The organism is gamma proteobacterium symbiont of Scutellera amethystina, assembly GCF_059730845.1.
Genome location: NZ_AP035935.1, coordinates 2,147,283 through 2,163,096 on the forward strand (window position 1 = coordinate 2,147,283; position 15,814 = coordinate 2,163,096).

Here is a 15,814-nt window from a genome sequence, read left to right on the forward strand (position 1 = left end):
GGTGCCGCATGCCATTAACGCTTTCGCTGAATACCAATCCGCTGGTGAACCGCTTCGCCGATCCCGGCGATTTAATTCACACCGTGGCTCAGCAGATCCGCATCCGCGATCTGCAGCTGACGCATGAGTTTATCAATCCCGGCTGGCCTGCTGCCACGCTCACCCACATGACGCGCCGCATGCAGCAGGCGCTGCGTGCCACCGGCGTGCGCGTCACCTCCGGCATGACCGGCCCGTATGGCCGCCTCAACCATTTTGGTCATCCGGATGCGGCGGTACGTCGCTACTACATTGACTGGTTCAAGACCTTTGCCGACATCACCGCGGAACTGGGCGGCGTCGCGGTGGGCTCGCAGTTTGCCATCTTCACTCAACGGGATTTTAACGATGCGGCGCGGCGTGAAGCGCTGATTGCCATCGCCATTGACTGCTGGGCGGAAGTGGCGGAACACGCCAAAGCGGCCGGTCTGCATTACCTTTTCTGGGAACCAATGAGCGTCGGGCGCGAATTTGGCGAAACCATTCCCGCCTGTATGGCGCTGCAACAGCGGCTGAGCGCGGCACAGTTTGCCCTGCCGATGTGGATGATGGCGGATATCGATCATGGCGATGTCACCTCTGACGATCCGCGTGACTACGATCCTTACGCGTGGGCTGAAGCGGTGCCGCGCTTTTCGCCCATCATCCATATAAAGCAGAGCATGATGGATAAAGGCGGGCACAGGCCCTTTACATTGCAGTACAATGCCGGCGGTCGCATTCAGCCGCAGCCGCTGCTTGAGGCGCTGGCGCGCGGCGGCGCGCAGGATAACGAGATTTGCCTCGAGCTAAGCTTCAAAGAGCGCGAACCCACCGACAGCAATGTGGTGGCGGAGATTGCCGAAAGCGTGGCGTTCTGGGCCGACCATATTGATACCGGGGTGCAGGATTTGCATCTCGCGTGAGCATGCCGTGCTGAGGGCTTTCGTCAGCCCGCAGCCCCCCTCAACCAGACAGGGACAACCCGATGAAATCCGCACCGACTTCCGCTGAACGCGATGACTCTCTGGCCCTGCGGGCGGCCTGGCTGCACTATGTTGGCGGCCTGACGCAGGCTGAAGTAGCCAAACGGCTCGGCCTGCCGTCGGTGAAAACCCATCGGCTGATTGCGCGCATGGTGGCCGAAGGCGCGGTGAAAGTCACCATCGACGGCGCGATTGTCGCCTGCGTGACGCTGGAAGAGCAGTTGCGCAGCCGCTACGGCCTGAACTTTTGTCAGGTGGCACCCGATCTCGGTGAAGAAGGCCTGCCGGTGCGCGCGCTGGGCATGGCCGGTGCCGACTATTTGCGTAATCTGCTGGCCTCCACGCCGGCGATCACGCTGGGTCTCGGCCACGGCCGGACGCTGTCGGCAGCAATTCACCAGCTGGCACGTATCGACGCGCCGCACCTGCGCTTTGTCTCCCTGCTCGGCTGTCTGACGCGCAACTACGCGCTCAATCCGCATGACGTGATGCATCGCATCGCCGAAAAAACCGGTGCGCAGGCCTACATGATGCCGGTACCGTTTTTTGCCAACACCGAAGAGGATCGCGATGTGCTGCTGGCGCAGCGTGGCGTCAGCGAAGTGTTTAGCATGGCCGCGCACAGTGAAGTGAAGCTGGTGGGCATTGGCACCGTGGAACCGGCCGCCCAACTGGTGGAAGCCGGGATGATCGATGCAGCCGAGATCCGCGCCCTGTCGGAAGCCGGCGCGGTGGGCGAACTGCTGGGGCACTTTTTTGCTGCCGACGGGCAGATGATTCACAACTCGCTGACGGCACGCACGCTGTCGGTACCGCTGGATCTGGCGCAGCGCGCAGAGATCGTGGCGCTGACCGGCGGACCGAGTAAAGTGGCGGCGATCCGCGCGGTGCTGGCCAGCGGACTCGTCACCGGTTTGATCACCGACGAGCTGACGGCGCAGGCGCTGCTATCTTATTGAATCGTCAGCTCACTCAACCTTATTAAGCGGTTTAGCGCTTGCGCGCCGTCCAGCCATGTATCAGCAGCGACTGAAAGAAGCGCTGCGGCGGCGTGAACCCGGCCTGCGCCATCAGCGCTTCGGTCTGGGCAGCAGGCAGTAACAGCAGCCGCTGCGTCAGCATCTGCTTCATCTCATCCAGATTTTGCGCCCTGCCGCTGGCGCTCTCATGCATGGTTTTCCAGAACAGCAGTTGTTCATCAAAGCCGGTATCCTGCACATCGCCGACAATTTCTGCCGTCACTAAGCGTCCGCCCGGTTTGAGCTGCTGCTGCATCTGCTGATAAATACCCGCCCGCTGCGGATGCTGGATAAAATGCGTCACCAGCAGGCAAAGCACCACATCGTAATCGGCGGTAACCGGCACGTCGTTAAGGTAGCCCTGATGCAGCTGGCAGCGCGCCCGTATCCCGGCGGCGGTGAGTTTTTCTGTGCAGACCGCCAGCATGTCCGGTGAGGGATCGACACCGGTAAACTGCCATTCCGGGTGCTGCTGCGCCAGCCGGATAATTTCGCTGCCGGTCCCGACGCCCACACACAGCACCCGCGCCTGCGGCGGCGCGTTGTCCAGCACCAGTGAAATCAGCAGATGCAGATTATCGGCGATTGGCTGATGTTTGCCGTTATACGCGTCGTACTGCCGCGCAAACTCTTCGTTGAAGATATCGTTGGTATTTTGCGTCATCATTGTCCCGATCGGTTGTCATCATGTAACTTTATTTATTACATGAATAGTGCGTCGATGCAATCAATGGCTGATAACGCTAAGCCTGAGGGAGAGATTGAACGCAATAAAGGTTAAACCAGACTGAGCTGCAGCGACTGCGCACGCAGCTGCTGCTGCCAGCCTGCGGCGAGCTCCGCGTCGGTGATCACCTGCTTAAACGGCTGTAGCGGCGCCAGCGCATAGGGATGAATCTGACCAAATTTGGAGGAGTCGGTGAGCGCGACGGTGTGCGTCGGTTTTTCCATGATGGCGTTCACCACATCGCAGCGCAGCATGTCGCGGCTGGTGAAACCGGTCGCCTCATCCCAGCCGTCAATGCCAATAAACGCCTTATGGAAGTTGAGGTGCTGAATGCACAGCCGCGTTAACGGCCCGACTACCGACTCACTGCTTTTCTGAAACAGCCCGCCGAGAATAATCACATCGCCGCCCTGCTCACGCAGCAGTCCGGCGATGTAATGGCTGACGGTGATGATGGTGATGTCCTGCCGATGGCTGAGCTCTCGCGCCAGCAGCGCATTGGTGCTGCCGCCTTCAATAAACACCGTTTCGCCGGGGTTAACCAGCCCGGCGGCGTACTCCGCCAGGCGTTTTTTCACCGCAAAACGGGTTTGCATGCGCGCGCCTATGTCATCACTTTCCGGTGCCACGGCGGAACCGTGCACGCGGCGCAGAAAGCCACCCTTCTCCAGCAGGTTCAGATCCTGACGCACCGTCACCTCCGAAACGCCAGTGGTTTGCGCCAGTTCATTGACGCTGACGCTGCCGCGCTCGCTGACCAGTTGAATAATGTGCTGATGACGTGCGTTCATAGAGCCTGCTGTAAAAAAGTTTTTGCCCAGCTTAGCAGAAATCACGCTAATCCCAGACTGCGCCGGCCGTTTTCATTCAGATCCTGCGGCGTAAAACGGCCGCGCCAGCTGGCTTCGTAATCCTCTTTGGGGAAATCGCCCGGCGAGACACCGGTCGCCAGCGCCTGCGACACCTGCTGCGCATAGTCGGCGTTTTTATCGCACATCGGCGCGGCGGGAATGTACATCACGTTGCCCCAGCCCTGCTGATTTTCTACCGGCGCCACCGCATGAATCACGTCGCAGTGCCACCACACCGAATCACCCGCCTGCAGCGCCGGGATCGAACACAGGCCGGCAATTAATTCCGGATGCCAGCGCTCTGATACCGGCAGCACTTTGCCCGGCGCCACGCCGCACAGTTCCTCTTCCGGCACATCCTTCAGTAACGGACGCAGCAGCAGATAAGCCATGGCTTCCGGCACCGGCACCACGTGCAGCAGTCCCTGACCAGGCTGCATGTCGGAGAGCGCGGTCCAGCCCTGGAACGTGCGGAACACCGAACATTTGGTGGTGGTGCCAGACTGATACTCCTGCACGGCCGTGCGGTGCGCCGCGTCCCACGGATCATACTGATCGAACTGGTTAGAAAAGATCTTGCTGAACACCTGCTGATAGGCCGGCAACAGCCAGCGCTCCAGCGCGCCGGAGTCGGTGTGCGCGCCCAGCCCTTTTGAGGTGGTGCCCGGCAGCCGGCGACGGATGCGATCCGGATAGATGATGCTCACGTCTGGATCAAACCAGCGCGTACCGGCGGATTCGAATTTCCACAGGCGATTGAGGAACGCCTGGGTTTGCGCCATGGCCTCGCTCTGGCGGGCCGACATCTGCGCATCGCTCCAGTAAATGGGATAGATCTCCGGCCGCGAGGCGTCGAGGTTGCCAAAGAAGTTGTCACCCGGTCCCTGATAGACACGGTCGAAATCATTGTCGTCGAGGTAGTTGAGCATGTCAGCATCCCACGCCAGCGCCTGCTCACGGCTGAAGGTTTGCTTCACCACCACGCAGCCACGGCGGCGGATGTGATCTTTGGTCTGTTCGCTGATGCGACCGGCGGCCAGATCCGCGAAGCTGACCTGCGGCCAAGCCGTTCCGTACTGCTTCTCTTCGGCGCGCGCGGCCGCGATTTCACTGACAATCTTACTTCTGACCTGCTCAAACAGGCCTTCGACATCGCCAATCTGTACTCTGAGCGCCTGCTTCATCAGGCGCACATGCTGTTTAAAATCGTCGGGTTGTTGTTCTGAGGTAAAAGTGGTGTTCATCTCGCACTCCGTCAGTTTACGCTTTAGTTTCATTCGAAACACATTACATATTCATTCATAACATCGAGCGAACAAAAAGACAGCACGCAGGCAAAAAATAGCGAGCATGGTCACAGTTATTTATCTGAGAGATTTTCGTTTGAAAGGGTTCAGGGAGCAAAACGGTGGGATGAATAACGCAAGCGCGCCATGATCAGGCACGCAGGGGCCGCCCTCCATGGCAGCCCGGGAAAATTATGGCTGATCGAATAAATGACGGTACTGCACAAAGTCGGTTTGTTGCGCCAGCCGATCATACAGCGCCCGCGCCTTGCTATTAGACGCCTGCGTCAGCCAGTAAACGCGCGAACAGCCGAGCTTCTCCGCCTGTTCATAGACCGCCAGAATCAGCGCCTTGCCGGCGCCCAGACCGCGCGCGGCTTCGCTGACGTAGAGGTCCTGCAAATAGCAGTAGTCGCCCTGAGTCCAGGTTGAGCGATGGGTAAGAAAATGCACCAGCCCGACCATCGCGCCGTCCTGCTCGGCCACCAGACAGTGCATGGGTTCCGCGCGGGACAGCAAGCGGCGGAAGCTCTCGCCGGTGGTGTTGTCGTCAATGGTGGTCTGATAAAAGCGCTGATAGCCCTGCCACAGCGCCAGCCACGGCATAAAATCTTCGGCGCGCAGCGCTCTGATGGTGATCATTCGCCCTTCCCGATGTTGCTGATGATTTTTTCCGCAGCCACCACCCGATCGTCATTCGGGAACCACTTATTTGCCAGCATAATCAGCGCAACCCGCTGCGACGGAATAAAGACGGCATAGGTGGCGAATCCGTTGGTGGAGCCGGTTTTGTTGTACCACGCCTGCTGCGGCGCAGCCTGCGGCGGCGTAATCAGCGTGGCTTTCATGCCCTTCATGATGCGCGCGCCGCTGTTGCCGTCCACCAGCTGCTGCGTGGTCACCGGCAACGGGTAATACTCCCACATCATCGCCTGGGTAAAAGCGGCCTCGGTGTGGTAATAGCCCTGATGCGTCGCGGCCACCGCCTGTTGCCATGCGGGCGCGACCGGCTGTTGCTGCAGCTGAATGGCCAGCCAGCGAATCAGATCGGCAGAGGTGGATTTCAGGCCATAGGATTCCGCATCCAGCGGGCCTGGCGTGACCCGCACCGGGCGATCCTGCTTGTTATAACCCTGGGCGTAGCGCCCCATCTGTGATGCAGGCACCTGCACATAGCTGTGCGTCATGCCCATCGCCGGCAGCAGCTGCTTTTCCATCGCGCTGATGAATGGCTGATGCAGACTTTTAGCCGCAATCATGCCAAGCATACCGATACCGAGGTTGGAATAAACGCGCACCGTGCCCGGCTGGGCCTCTGGCTGCCACTGTTTGTACCAGCGCATCAGCTCGCGGGTATTGGTTACGTCATCCGGTACGAACAGCGGCGTGCCGCTGGTGTGCGTCGCCAGATTCAGCAGCGAGACGCGATCAAAAGCGCTGCCTTTCAGTTCCGGCAGCCACTGGCTGGCCGCGTCGCTGAATTTCAGTTTATTCTGCTGCGCCGCATAGCTGGCTAAGGTGGCGGTAAACGTTTTACTCAGCGAGCCGATTTCAAACAGCGTCTGCTCGTTGATCGGCTGTCCGCTCTCTTTCGATGCCACGCCGTAGTTATAAAATTCGGTTTTGCCGTCGTGCAGAATCGCCACCGCCATTCCGGGAATCTGATACTGCTGCATCAGCGGTTTGATGATGCTGTCTGGTGATGTCGTTGCCAGCGCACTGCCGCTGACCAGCAGCGCGAGTGCGCTTAATCGGGCCCATGAAAACATGAAAATTCCTTTTCCTGCAGGTTAACCATGATGTCTGACCGGCAGTATATCGTTACCCCTGCCAGGCTTCCCGACAATTCTCATTGGTAGTGAACAAAATCACATCCTTTATGACCTGATTTGCCGTTTGCTGCGCCCGCTCCTATACCTTTGACAAGTAAGCGTTCATCGCAAGGAGCTGACAATGGAACAGGTTTTGACCCGCGGACAACGGCTTAGCCGCCTGCGCGCGCGCAGTTCGCTGCCGGTGCTGATCGTCGGCGGCGGCATCAACGGCATCAGTACTTTTCGTGAGCTGGCATTACAGGGCATTCCTGCGGTGCTGGTGGAGAAAGGTGACTGGTGCCAGGCGGCCAGCGGCGCGCTGTCGCGCATGATTCACGGCGGCCTGCGCTATCTGGAGACCGGCGAGTTTGGCCTGGTGAAGGAGTCGGTGATGGAGCGCGATCGCCTGCTGAAAAACGCCGCGCACTATGTGTTTCCGCTGCGTACCACCGTACCGATCGATAATCTCGGCGGTGGACTGGTTAACGCCACGCGACGTTTCCTGCGCCTGAGCGATAAGCCCACCCGGCGCGGCGCGCTGCTGATCAAAACCGGCCTGAGCCTGTACGACCTCTACACGCGACAGTATGGCGCTATGCCGCGCCACCAGCTGAGTAACGAAGCCGCCACGCGCGATCGCTGGCCTGGCTTCGCGCCCTGGGTGAAATACAGCGCCAGCTACTACGATGCGTGGATCAGCGCGCCGGAGCGACTCGGGTTTGAGCTGATTGAAGATGCGGAACGCGCCTGCCCGGAGGCGCTGGCGCTCAATTATCTGCGGGTGGTCAGCGCTAGCGACGAGACGGTGCTGCTGGAAGATACGCTGAGCGGTGAGCGCTTTAGCCTGCAGCCGCACGTGCTGGTCAATGCCGGCGGCGCGTGGATCGACCAGCTGAATCAGCAGCTGGCCGTGCATTCACAACCCACCAGACTGATAGGCGGCACCAAAGGATCGCACCTGATCCTCGATCATCCCCAGCTGTTACAGATGCTGGACGGTGAAATGGTCTATTTCGAAAACCAGGAAGGCCGGGTGTGCATCATGTTTCCCTGGTTTGGCAAAGTGCTGGTGGGCTCCACCGATATCCGCGTTGATGACCCTGATAGCGTGGTATGCGAAGCCGAAGAGCAGGCTTACATTCTTGAGTCGCTGCGCTTTGTATTTCCTGACATCGTGGTGCCAGCATCCGCGGTGGTTTATACCTTCTGCGGTGTGCGCCCGCTGCCGGCCAGCGAGGCTAAAGTAAATGGTCAGATTTCGCGTAACCATTCGCTGGTGCTGCTGCCGCCTGACCACGCGCGTGCCTGGAGCACGCTGTGTCTGGTCGGCGGTAAATGGACTACCTTCCGCCGCTTCGGGGAGGAGGCCGCCGACCGCGTGTTGCGCCTGCTGGGAGGAAAGCGTCGCGTCTCCAGCAGCGACCTGCCGATTGGCGGCGGCCGGGATTTTCCGGCGCCGTCCGCCCAGCCCGCCTGGCTCAGTGCGCTGGCGCAGCAATATGACCTTCCGCTGGCACGCGTGACGCAACTGGCGAAACGCTACGGCAGCCGGGCCCTGCCGCTGCTGCAGCAGATTCAGCAGCACGGCGAACAGCCGCTGCAGCATCATGCCGGTTACAGCGCCACCGAACTGCGCTATCTGATTGAGCATGAACAGGTGTGCCAGCTGGAAGACGTGCTGGTGCGCCGCACGTCGCTGGCTATCTGCGGTGAATTAACGCCGCCGCTCATGCAGGAAATTTCGCAGCTGCTGGCCGACTCGCTCGGCTGGCAGGACAGTCAGCGCGCTGAACATTTGCAGCACACCGCAATCAGCCTGGCGCAGCGCCATGGGCTGCGCGCGCTCGCATCCGCGTTTTCACAGGAGGAAGTTCAGGATGTCACTCACCCCTAAAGTTCGCCTCAACCGGTTATTTCACCACGGCAAGTGCCTGGATGTGGCGATCGATCACGGCATCGCCAACGAGCCCGATTTTCTGCTGGGGCTGGAAGATATTGAAAGCGTGATGCGCAACCTGATTGCCGCACAGCCGGATGCGATCCAGGTCAATTATGGTCAGGCCGATCTGCTGCAGTGCGTTGCCGGGCGCAAACCGGCGCTGGTGATGCGCACCGACGTCGGCAATGCCTATAACGCGGCGCGCCATCGCGAGATGTGGGCGGTGCTGCACAATCCGGAGGCACCGATTCTTGCCGCGCTGCAGATGGATGCCGCCGCGGTGGTGGTCAATCTCTACCAGATCCCGGATGAACCGGGCATTTTTCGCATGTGCGTGGAGAACATTGGCCGCCTGCGCCAGGCCTGCGATCGCTATGCCATGCCGCTGATGGTGGAGCCGCTGGTGATGGCCCCCGCCGGCCAGGGCGCGGCGTACGGCTCGCTCGGTGACGTCAGACAAATCGTGCCGCTGGTGCGGCTGGCGCGGGAGCTGGGCGCCGACATCATTAAAGCCGACCCCACGGATAACGTAGAGGATTTCCATCGTGTGGTGGAGGCGGCGCGCTGTCCGACGCTGGTGCGCGGCGGCGGCAAAGGGGAACTGGGCGCGGTGCTGGCGAAAAGCGCCGCGCTGATGGCGCAGGGTGCCAGCGGCATGGTGTATGGCCGCAACGTTTATCAACATGATAATCCGTCACGCGTGGTCAGCGCGCTGATGGCGATTATTCATCAGGGTGTCAGCGGCGCGGATGCGCTGGACATCTACCAGCAGGGTTAAGCGTGACCTGCACCGGCGCTTAAGCGGTGCGCCGTCTTCGCCTGAAACGGAGTCGGATATGAGCCAGATTCTCGGCATCGATGCCGGAAACACCATGATTAAAGCGGTACTGTTTGACCTGAGCGGCCGCGTGCTGTCGGTAGCGGAGTGCGCCGGCGAAACGCATCAGCCGCAGGAAGGCTATGCTGAACGGCCAGTTGAAGATATCTGGCGCGGCGTCAGCAACGCGGTGAGTCGCTGCCTGCAGCAAGCCGGCACGCGTGGCAGCGAAGTGATTGCCGTCGGGGCCGCCGGTCACGGCAACGGGTTGTATGCGCTGGATCGTCAGCAGCGCCCACTGTTTGGTATCCAGTCGATTGATCATCGCGCCAGCGCCACGGTACAGGCGCTGGAATCCAGCGGTGCGGCGCAACAGATTTACGCGCTGTCATTGCAGAAACCGTGGCCCGCCGCCACGCCAGTGCTGATCAGCTGGATACGTCAGCATCAGCCGGAACGCTGGGCGCAGATCGGCCATCTGCTGTGTGCCAAAGATGTCATCGCCCATTTTATGTGCGGCAACGTCAGCGCGGACTATTCGGATGCCGCCGGTGCCGGGCTGATTGATTATCGCCAGCGCAGCTACAGTGGTGAATTGCTGGCGCTTTACGGCATCGAAGAGGCGCTCGCCCTGCTGCCACCGCTGCGTGAATCCTGCGAGGTCACCGGCGTGGTGTCGGCCCGGGCGGCACAGCTCACCGGTTTGCCGGCCGGCATCCCGGTGGTGGCCGGCATGTTTGACGTGGTTGCCAGTGCGGTCGGCTCTGGCGTAGTGAACTGCGGTGAGGCCTCCATTGTCGCCGGTACCTGGAGCATCAATCAGGTGGTGGTCGACAAACCTGACTATCTGCGCCCGGTGTTTATGAATTCGATCATCGAACGCGACCGCTACATGGCGATCGAGGCTAGCGCCACTTCTGCCGCCAATCTTGACTGGTTCCTGCGTGAATTTGATGATGGCCGCGCCGGCCAGGGCGCGGCGCGCAGCAGCGACAACGTGGCACAGGTCAGGCCTGACGCGCAGCTGCCGCTGTATCACCCTTACCTCTATTCAGGGCGGAAAGCCGAACCCGCCAAAGCTGGCTTTTACGGCCTCGGCGGCTGGCATACGCGCGCTGACATGCTGTTTGCCCTGTTTGAAGGCGTGACCTTTGCCCACCGGGCACACATTGACCGGCTGCGCGCGGCCGGCATTACGGTCAATCAGGCCACGCTCTCCGGCGGCGCGACGCGCAGCAGTGTCTGGCCGCAAATGTTTGCCGATGTGCTGGGGATGCCGATTCGCGTCGCAACCTGCCACGAAACCGGGGCGCTGGGCGCGGCCCTGTGTGCGGGCGTGGGCGTGGGTCAGTGGCCGAATCTGGCTGCCGCCGTGCAGCAGGCGGTCACCCTTGCGCCAGAGGCGCTGCAGCCCCGCGCGGCGCGCTTCGCGTTCAATGACACACGCTACCGGCTATTTAAAAAACTTGAGCTGGCGATGAGCGACATCTGGCGCACCGCCAGTTAATGGCGGTGCGGCGTGAACAAACCATGACACCGGTGGGCAAATGCTGTACACTTGATGCATAAAAATGTTCACATGAACATTATCAGGAGGTTGTGATGTCCACCGCATCGGCTTTTAATCCCACCAGCGGATCGCGCATCTTTGATCCGTCGCTGATTCAGCACGCCCGCCCCTCTTTTATGGATCAGATGGGGCTGCCGCGTAACCGGCTTAAGGCGCATAAGTTGATCACCGACGGCATGGATGTCGGCATTGTCGAACGCGCCGCCACAATTCTGAAAGCGACGCCGATCGACATCGCGCAAATGGTCTCGATTGACCGCAACACCTACCGGCGCCGCGAGAAGTCCGGATCGCAGCTCTCGGTCGAACAGGGCGCACGCATCTATCAGGTGTTTGAAGTGCTGGATGCGGTGATTCAGCTGTTCGCTGGCGATCCGGAAGTGGCGATGCACTGGATGTATCAGCCTGCGCTGGCGCTCGACAACGCGCAGCCGATTAACATGCTCAGTACGCCCGCTGGCTGCGATGCGGTGCTGACGCTGATTGGCCGCCTGGAGCACGGAGTGATTGTCTGATGACACGACGGAAGGATCCGGCCGCACCCGTCAGGGTGTTCTATCGAATTGTCAAAGCGGAGTACGCCAGCCAGGCGTTTAACGGTGCTGGCGCAGAAAAATGGGGTGGCCGCTGGAATCCGCCCGGGATGAAAGCGGTTTACCTCAGCAGCTCTAAAGCGCTGGCGACGCTGGAACTGGTGGTGCACGCCGGGAAAACGCTGCTGGAGCAAAGCCGCTTTGTGGTGTTTACCGTGGCGGTACCGGAGTCCGACATCATCGCCCTCGACAGCAGTAAACTGCCGGCCGGCTGGGAAAAATATCAGCAGCAGGAGGAGACGCAGGCCATCGGCGCGGCGTTTCTCGATCCGCACAACGGCTTTCCCCTGCTGATGACGGTGCCCAGCATCCTCACCGGCGAAGATAATGCGCTGTTTAACCCCGATCACCCGGGCGCGGCCGCGCTGATTGCCACAGCGACCTCCGCTCCCTTCGCCATCGATCGCCGCATCAAAGACGATCCGTAAACGCTCTAGCGGCACTGGCTGGCACAGTTTTGTACGCAAATCTGCGCCAGCGAGCCACAGCCGCCGCCGTTGTCATTCTTGCACTGTGATTGCTGCACGTAACAGTTCTGCTGACAGGAAGAGACATCACACTTCGCTGCTACCGGCGTGAGCTGCGGCAAATCCCCTTTTCTCTCCGGCTGCCACGGCGTTTGGGCCGCTGCGCTCAGGCTGCCCAGCAGCCATAACATCATTATCCATTTCATCATTCAGTCCTCGCAGGATGGATGTAGAGAGTATGAACGCTGGCCGGATGATTGCCAGCGTGAAACCTTTGGTTCACCTTCCGCCTGATGATGCCCTGTTAAGGTGCAGCATCTGCGCCCATTGCCGAAGCAGCGTCTGACCCAACCGGAATATAAATCATTATTTTCAATACTTTAACTCGCCATCACCCTGACCCCGCAAGATGGTACAAAAGTTGCATGGCTTAGGGTGCACAGTAAAGGAGACGGTAATGAAAGCGATTGTGATTGGAGCGGGTATCGGCGGCATGAGCGCGGCGCTGGCGCTGGAAAAAGCGGGTTTCAGCACCGCAGTGTATGAAGCGGTGAAAGAGATGAAACCGGTCGGCGCGGCTATCTCTATCTGGCCTAACGGCGTGAAGTGCCTCAATGCGCTGGGTCTCAAGGCACAGCTGCGCGCGCTCGGCGGCAATATGGCGTTTATGGCTTACAACGATGGCCACAGCGGCAGCACCCTGACCCGCTTCAGTTTGTCACCGCTGGTGCAGCAGGTCGGCGAGTATCCTTATCCGGTCGCACGCGCAGAGTTACAGGCGCTGCTGATCGACAGCTACGGCCGCGAACGCATCCGCTTTGGCAAACGCGTTGTGCGGGTGGAGCAGCATGCCAGCGGCGTGACCGCCTGGTTTGATGACGGCAGCCAGGCTGAAGGGGATTTTATGGTGGCCGCCGACGGCACCCACTCGGTGATTCGCCATCACGTGCTGGGCGAACACGTCGAGCGCCGCTACGCAGGCTACGTTAACTGGAATGGCCTGGTCACCATCGATGAGAGCATCGCGCCCGCCGATCAGTGGACCACGTTTGTCGGCGAGGGCAAGCGCGTCTCGCTGATGCCGGTGAGCGGTAACCGCTTCTACTTTTTCTTTGATGTCCCGCTGCCGAAAGGGCTGGCGCAGGATCGCGCAACGGTGAAAGACGATCTGCGCGGCTATTTTGCCGGCTGGGCCGAACCGGTCCAGCGGCTGATCGCCAGCATTGACGCACAAACCACCAATCGCGTGGAGATTCATGATATCGAACCCTTCAGCCGCTTTGTCAGAGGACGTGTGGCGCTGCTGGGGGATGCGGCACACAGCACCACGCCGGATATCGGTCAGGGCGGCTGTGCGGCCATGGAAGATGCGGTGGTACTGGCGCAAACCCTGACCGCCCACTCGCTGGGCATTGAGGACGGGCTGCTGCGCTATGAAGCGCGGCGCGTGGCGCGCACCCGTGATTTGGTGCTGAAAGCGCGCAAGCGTTGTGATGTCACCCACGCCAAAGATGCGGCGGTCACCGCGGAATGGTATGCCGGACTGAAAGAGGAAACCGGCGAGCGCGTGCTGGCCGGCATGTGTGACACCATTGAAGGCGGTCCGCTGGGATAAGCGTGCAGGCCAGCCAGCTGCACCGCTGGCTGGCCCTTCGGTTACGGCGCGTTATGCCTCGTCGAGGCCGCGGTGTTTCAGCATCGGCCCGATGTCCGGCGCTTTACCGCGCCAGGCCAGCCAAAGATGCTGCAGATCGCTGCTGTTACCGCGCGACAGAATCTGCTCACGGAAGCGCTGACCATTTTCGCGTGTCAGACCGCCCCGCTCGACAAACGCCTGATAACCATCGTCGGCCAGCATCTGCGTCCAGATATAGGCGTAATACCCGGCCGCATAGCCGCCACCCCAGATATGACGGAAGTAGCTGGAGCGATAGCGCGGCGGCACGGCACTCAGGGCAATATTCTCCGCCGCCAGCGCCTGCTGCTCAAAATGGCTGACATCCTGCGGATTATCGTGCGGTGACAGCGAGTGCCACTGCAAATCAAGCAGTGCCGCCGCCAGCAGTTCGGTCATGTCATAGCCTTTGTTGAATTTCGCGGCGCGCACCATTTTGTCGCGCAGCGCGGCGGGCATCGCTTCACCGGTCTGATAATGGCGCGCATAGTGGGCAAACACCTGATCCTGACTGGCCCAGTGTTCGTTGATTTGCGACGGAAACTCGACAAAATCACGCGGCGTGGCGGTGCCGGACAGGCTGGCATAGCGCTGGGTGGCGAACAGGCCGTGCAGCGTGTGGCCAAACTCATGGAACAGCGTGATCACCTCATCCCAGCTGAGCAGTGCCGGCTGACCGGGCTGCGGCTTGCTGTAATTGCAGACGTTGTAAATCACCGGCCGGCTTTCCAGCAGCGTCGACTGGTCGACGAAATTGCCCATCCATGCGCCACCGCTCTTGTTATCCCGCGTGAAGAAATCGGTGTAGAACAGCGCTAACGGTGCACCGTCGGCATCGAAAATCTCATAAACGTTGACGTCCGGATGGTAGACCGGCAGATCGTGGCGCTGTTCAAAGCGAATGCCATACAGCTGGCTGGCACACCAGAACACGCCCTTTTCCAGTACAGTGTTGATCTCAAAATAGGGGCGGATTTGCCCTTCGTCCAGCGCGTATTGCGCGGTGCGTACCTGTTCCGCGTAGTAATTCCAGTCCCAGGCGCGCAGCGGGAAGCTGTGGTTTTGGTCGGCGATCAGCTGCTGAATATCCGCCGCTTCACGCCCGGCGCGCGCCGTCGCGGCGGGCACGATGTTGCGCATAAAGGACTGGGCAGCTTCCGGCGTTTTCGCCATCTGATCCTGCAGACTCCATGCTGCAAAGCTGTCAAAGCCCAGCAGACTGGCCTGCTGCGCACGCAGTTGCGCCATGCGCGACACGATGGCGCGCGTGTCGTTGTCGTCACCCTGCTCGCTGCGCGTCAGCGCCTGCTGAAACAGCGCTTCGCGCGTGGCGCGCACCGTCAGCGACTGCAGTACCGGCTGCTGGGTGGTATTTTGCAGAGGGATTAGCCATGCGTCGTGCAGCCCGCGCGCCTCAGCGGCGTCCTTCGCCTGTGCCAGCGCCGCCGGCGACAGGCCGTCCAGCGCCGCCGCGCTGCTGACGGTATAAGCGGCGGCGTTAGTTGCCGCCAGCAGCCGGTTACCGAAACGCGTTCCCAGACTGGCCAGCTCCTGATTACAGGCGCGCAGTTGCGCTTTATCGCGCTCACTCAGACTGGCGCCGGCCAGCTGAAAGCGCTGCCAGGTGACTTCCACCAGACGCATCGCTTCGGCATCCGGGCACTGCGAACCGCGCTGCTGATACACGCTGTCGAGCCGCGCAAACAGCGCCGGGTTAAGGTAGATTTCGTCATTGAGCGCCGTCAGCTGCGGGGTGATCAGCTCGTCAACCTGCTGGAGCCGCTCGCTGGTATTGGCTGAGGTCATCGCGGCAAAAACGGGGTACACCCGGTTTAGCAGGCTACCGCTGCGCTCCAGCGCTTCATAGGTATTGGCAAAGGTTGCCGGCTCGGGGTTGCTGGCGATGGCCGCCACTTCCTGGCGCTTTTCGGCAATTCCGGCTTCCAGCGCCGGCAGGAAATGCGCTTCGTCGATCAGATCAAACGGCGGTGTCTGGTACGGCAACGGGCTGACGTTAAAAAACGGATTGGCACGTGAAGTCATTATCGCTCC

15 protein-coding genes are annotated in these 15,814 nt (G+C 60.6%); 8 read left to right on the forward strand and 7 right to left on the reverse strand.

What is annotated here, in order from left to right; genetic code table 11:
* The first annotated feature begins 8 nt into the window (after positions 1–8).
* Together AC6I79_RS09930 and AC6I79_RS09935 are read left to right on the forward strand one after the other, a co-directional pair.
* Positions 9–944 (forward strand): sugar phosphate isomerase/epimerase family protein, encoded by a 936-nt coding sequence (locus AC6I79_RS09930; RefSeq protein ID WP_058769794.1) that lies wholly within the window; start codon positions 9–11, stop codon positions 942–944.
* A gap of 62 nt (positions 945–1,006) precedes the next feature.
* Positions 1,007–1,963: a sugar-binding transcriptional regulator gene (locus AC6I79_RS09935; RefSeq protein ID WP_058780571.1), complete on the forward strand. Its 957-nt coding sequence runs from the start codon at positions 1,007–1,009 to the stop codon at positions 1,961–1,963.
* Positions 1,964–1,994: 31 nt separating this feature from the next.
* Here AC6I79_RS09935 and AC6I79_RS09940 read toward each other — a convergent pair whose 3' ends face one another.
* From AC6I79_RS09940 to ampC, 5 genes are all read right to left on the reverse strand, one after another.
* Entirely contained in the window at positions 1,995–2,690 is a 696-nt protein-coding gene (locus AC6I79_RS09940; protein WP_236569483.1) for a class I SAM-dependent methyltransferase, read from the reverse strand.
* Between the two features lie 110 nt (positions 2,691–2,800).
* Positions 2,801–3,541, reverse strand: a complete 741-nt coding sequence (locus tag AC6I79_RS09945; protein WP_159378169.1) for a DeoR/GlpR family DNA-binding transcription regulator — start codon at positions 3,539–3,541, stop codon at positions 2,801–2,803.
* Positions 3,542–3,582: 41 nt separating this feature from the next.
* Positions 3,583–4,845, reverse strand: coding sequence for a DUF1479 domain-containing protein (locus AC6I79_RS09950; RefSeq protein WP_498027264.1), 1,263 nt, complete (start codon positions 4,843–4,845; stop codon positions 3,583–3,585).
* A 234-nt stretch (positions 4,846–5,079) separates the two neighbouring features.
* On the reverse strand, positions 5,080–5,529 hold the full coding sequence (locus AC6I79_RS09955; RefSeq protein WP_236569484.1) for a GNAT family N-acetyltransferase: 450 nt from the start codon (positions 5,527–5,529) through the stop codon (positions 5,080–5,082).
* Positions 5,526–6,656, reverse strand: a complete 1,131-nt coding sequence (gene ampC / locus AC6I79_RS09960; RefSeq protein WP_058774688.1) for a class C beta-lactamase — start codon at positions 6,654–6,656, stop codon at positions 5,526–5,528. The genes AC6I79_RS09955 and ampC overlap by 4 nt, the downstream gene beginning before the upstream one ends.
* 184 nt (positions 6,657–6,840) lie before the next feature.
* On the opposite strand from ampC, the gene AC6I79_RS09965 reads away from it, so the two are divergent.
* From AC6I79_RS09965 to AC6I79_RS09985, 5 genes are all read left to right on the forward strand, one after another.
* Positions 6,841–8,595 (forward strand): glycerol-3-phosphate dehydrogenase/oxidase, encoded by a 1,755-nt coding sequence (locus AC6I79_RS09965; protein WP_159378171.1) that lies wholly within the window; start codon positions 6,841–6,843, stop codon positions 8,593–8,595.
* The gene (locus AC6I79_RS09970) at positions 8,579–9,418 is read left to right on the forward strand and encodes a class I fructose-bisphosphate aldolase (RefSeq protein ID WP_058758540.1); all 840 of its coding nucleotides are present in this window, start codon (positions 8,579–8,581) and stop codon (positions 9,416–9,418) included. Before AC6I79_RS09965 ends, AC6I79_RS09970 begins: the two co-directional genes overlap by 17 nt.
* Positions 9,419–9,476: 58 nt before the next feature.
* Entirely contained in the window at positions 9,477–10,964 is a 1,488-nt protein-coding gene (locus AC6I79_RS09975; RefSeq protein ID WP_498027265.1) for an FGGY-family carbohydrate kinase, read from the forward strand.
* 95 nt (positions 10,965–11,059) lie between these two features.
* On the forward strand, positions 11,060–11,542 hold the full coding sequence (locus AC6I79_RS09980; protein ID WP_021506062.1) for an Xre family toxin-antitoxin system antitoxin: 483 nt from the start codon (positions 11,060–11,062) through the stop codon (positions 11,540–11,542).
* Positions 11,542–12,048, forward strand: coding sequence for an RES family NAD+ phosphorylase (locus AC6I79_RS09985; RefSeq protein WP_031279110.1), 507 nt, complete (start codon positions 11,542–11,544; stop codon positions 12,046–12,048). The genes AC6I79_RS09980 and AC6I79_RS09985 overlap by 1 nt, the downstream gene beginning before the upstream one ends.
* A 5-nt stretch (positions 12,049–12,053) precedes the next feature.
* On the opposite strand, the gene AC6I79_RS09990 is transcribed toward AC6I79_RS09985, so the two are convergent.
* Complete coding sequence (locus AC6I79_RS09990) at positions 12,054–12,281, reverse strand: hypothetical protein (protein ID WP_021506064.1); 228 nt, start codon at positions 12,279–12,281, stop codon at positions 12,054–12,056.
* 263 nt (positions 12,282–12,544) lie between these two features.
* On the opposite strand from AC6I79_RS09990, the gene hpxO reads away from it, so the two are divergent.
* Positions 12,545–13,702 carry an FAD-dependent urate hydroxylase HpxO gene (hpxO, locus tag AC6I79_RS09995; protein ID WP_058774691.1) on the forward strand — a complete coding sequence of 386 codons (1,158 nt, stop codon included), beginning with the start codon at positions 12,545–12,547 and terminating at the stop codon, positions 13,700–13,702.
* 51 nt (positions 13,703–13,753) lie between these two features.
* Here the strand turns inward: hpxO and dcp are convergent, their stop codons facing one another.
* Positions 13,754–15,805 (reverse strand): peptidyl-dipeptidase Dcp, encoded by a 2,052-nt coding sequence (gene dcp / locus AC6I79_RS10000; RefSeq protein WP_058774692.1) that lies wholly within the window; start codon positions 15,803–15,805, stop codon positions 13,754–13,756.
* Positions 15,806–15,814: the final 9 nt, after the last annotated feature.

Bases quoted from the DNA above. Each gene is read 5' to 3' on its own strand.
- AC6I79_RS09930 (WP_058769794.1), top strand. From the start codon at position 9: ATGCCATTAACGCTTTCGCTGAATACCAATCCGCTGGTGAACCGCTTC.
- AC6I79_RS09935 (WP_058780571.1), top strand. From the start codon at position 1,007: ATGAAATCCGCACCGACTTCCGCTGAACGCGATGACTCTCTGGCCCTG.
- AC6I79_RS09940 (WP_236569483.1), bottom strand. From the start codon at position 2,690: ATGATGACGCAAAATACCAACGATATCTTCAACGAAGAGTTTGCGCGG.
- AC6I79_RS09945 (WP_159378169.1), bottom strand. From the start codon at position 3,541: ATGAACGCACGTCATCAGCACATTATTCAACTGGTCAGCGAGCGCGGC.
- AC6I79_RS09950 (WP_498027264.1), bottom strand. From the start codon at position 4,845: ATGAACACCACTTTTACCTCAGAACAACAACCCGACGATTTTAAACAG.
- AC6I79_RS09955 (WP_236569484.1), bottom strand. From the start codon at position 5,529: ATGATCACCATCAGAGCGCTGCGCGCCGAAGATTTTATGCCGTGGCTG.
- ampC (WP_058774688.1), bottom strand. From the start codon at position 6,656: ATGTTTTCATGGGCCCGATTAAGCGCACTCGCGCTGCTGGTCAGCGGC.
- AC6I79_RS09965 (WP_159378171.1), top strand. From the start codon at position 6,841: ATGGAACAGGTTTTGACCCGCGGACAACGGCTTAGCCGCCTGCGCGCG.
- AC6I79_RS09970 (WP_058758540.1), top strand. From the start codon at position 8,579: ATGTCACTCACCCCTAAAGTTCGCCTCAACCGGTTATTTCACCACGGC.
- AC6I79_RS09975 (WP_498027265.1), top strand. From the start codon at position 9,477: ATGAGCCAGATTCTCGGCATCGATGCCGGAAACACCATGATTAAAGCG.
- AC6I79_RS09980 (WP_021506062.1), top strand. From the start codon at position 11,060: ATGTCCACCGCATCGGCTTTTAATCCCACCAGCGGATCGCGCATCTTT.
- AC6I79_RS09985 (WP_031279110.1), top strand. From the start codon at position 11,542: ATGACACGACGGAAGGATCCGGCCGCACCCGTCAGGGTGTTCTATCGA.
- AC6I79_RS09990 (WP_021506064.1), bottom strand. From the start codon at position 12,281: ATGATGTTATGGCTGCTGGGCAGCCTGAGCGCAGCGGCCCAAACGCCG.
- hpxO (WP_058774691.1), top strand. From the start codon at position 12,545: ATGAAAGCGATTGTGATTGGAGCGGGTATCGGCGGCATGAGCGCGGCG.
- dcp (WP_058774692.1), bottom strand. From the start codon at position 15,805: ATGACTTCACGTGCCAATCCGTTTTTTAACGTCAGCCCGTTGCCGTAC.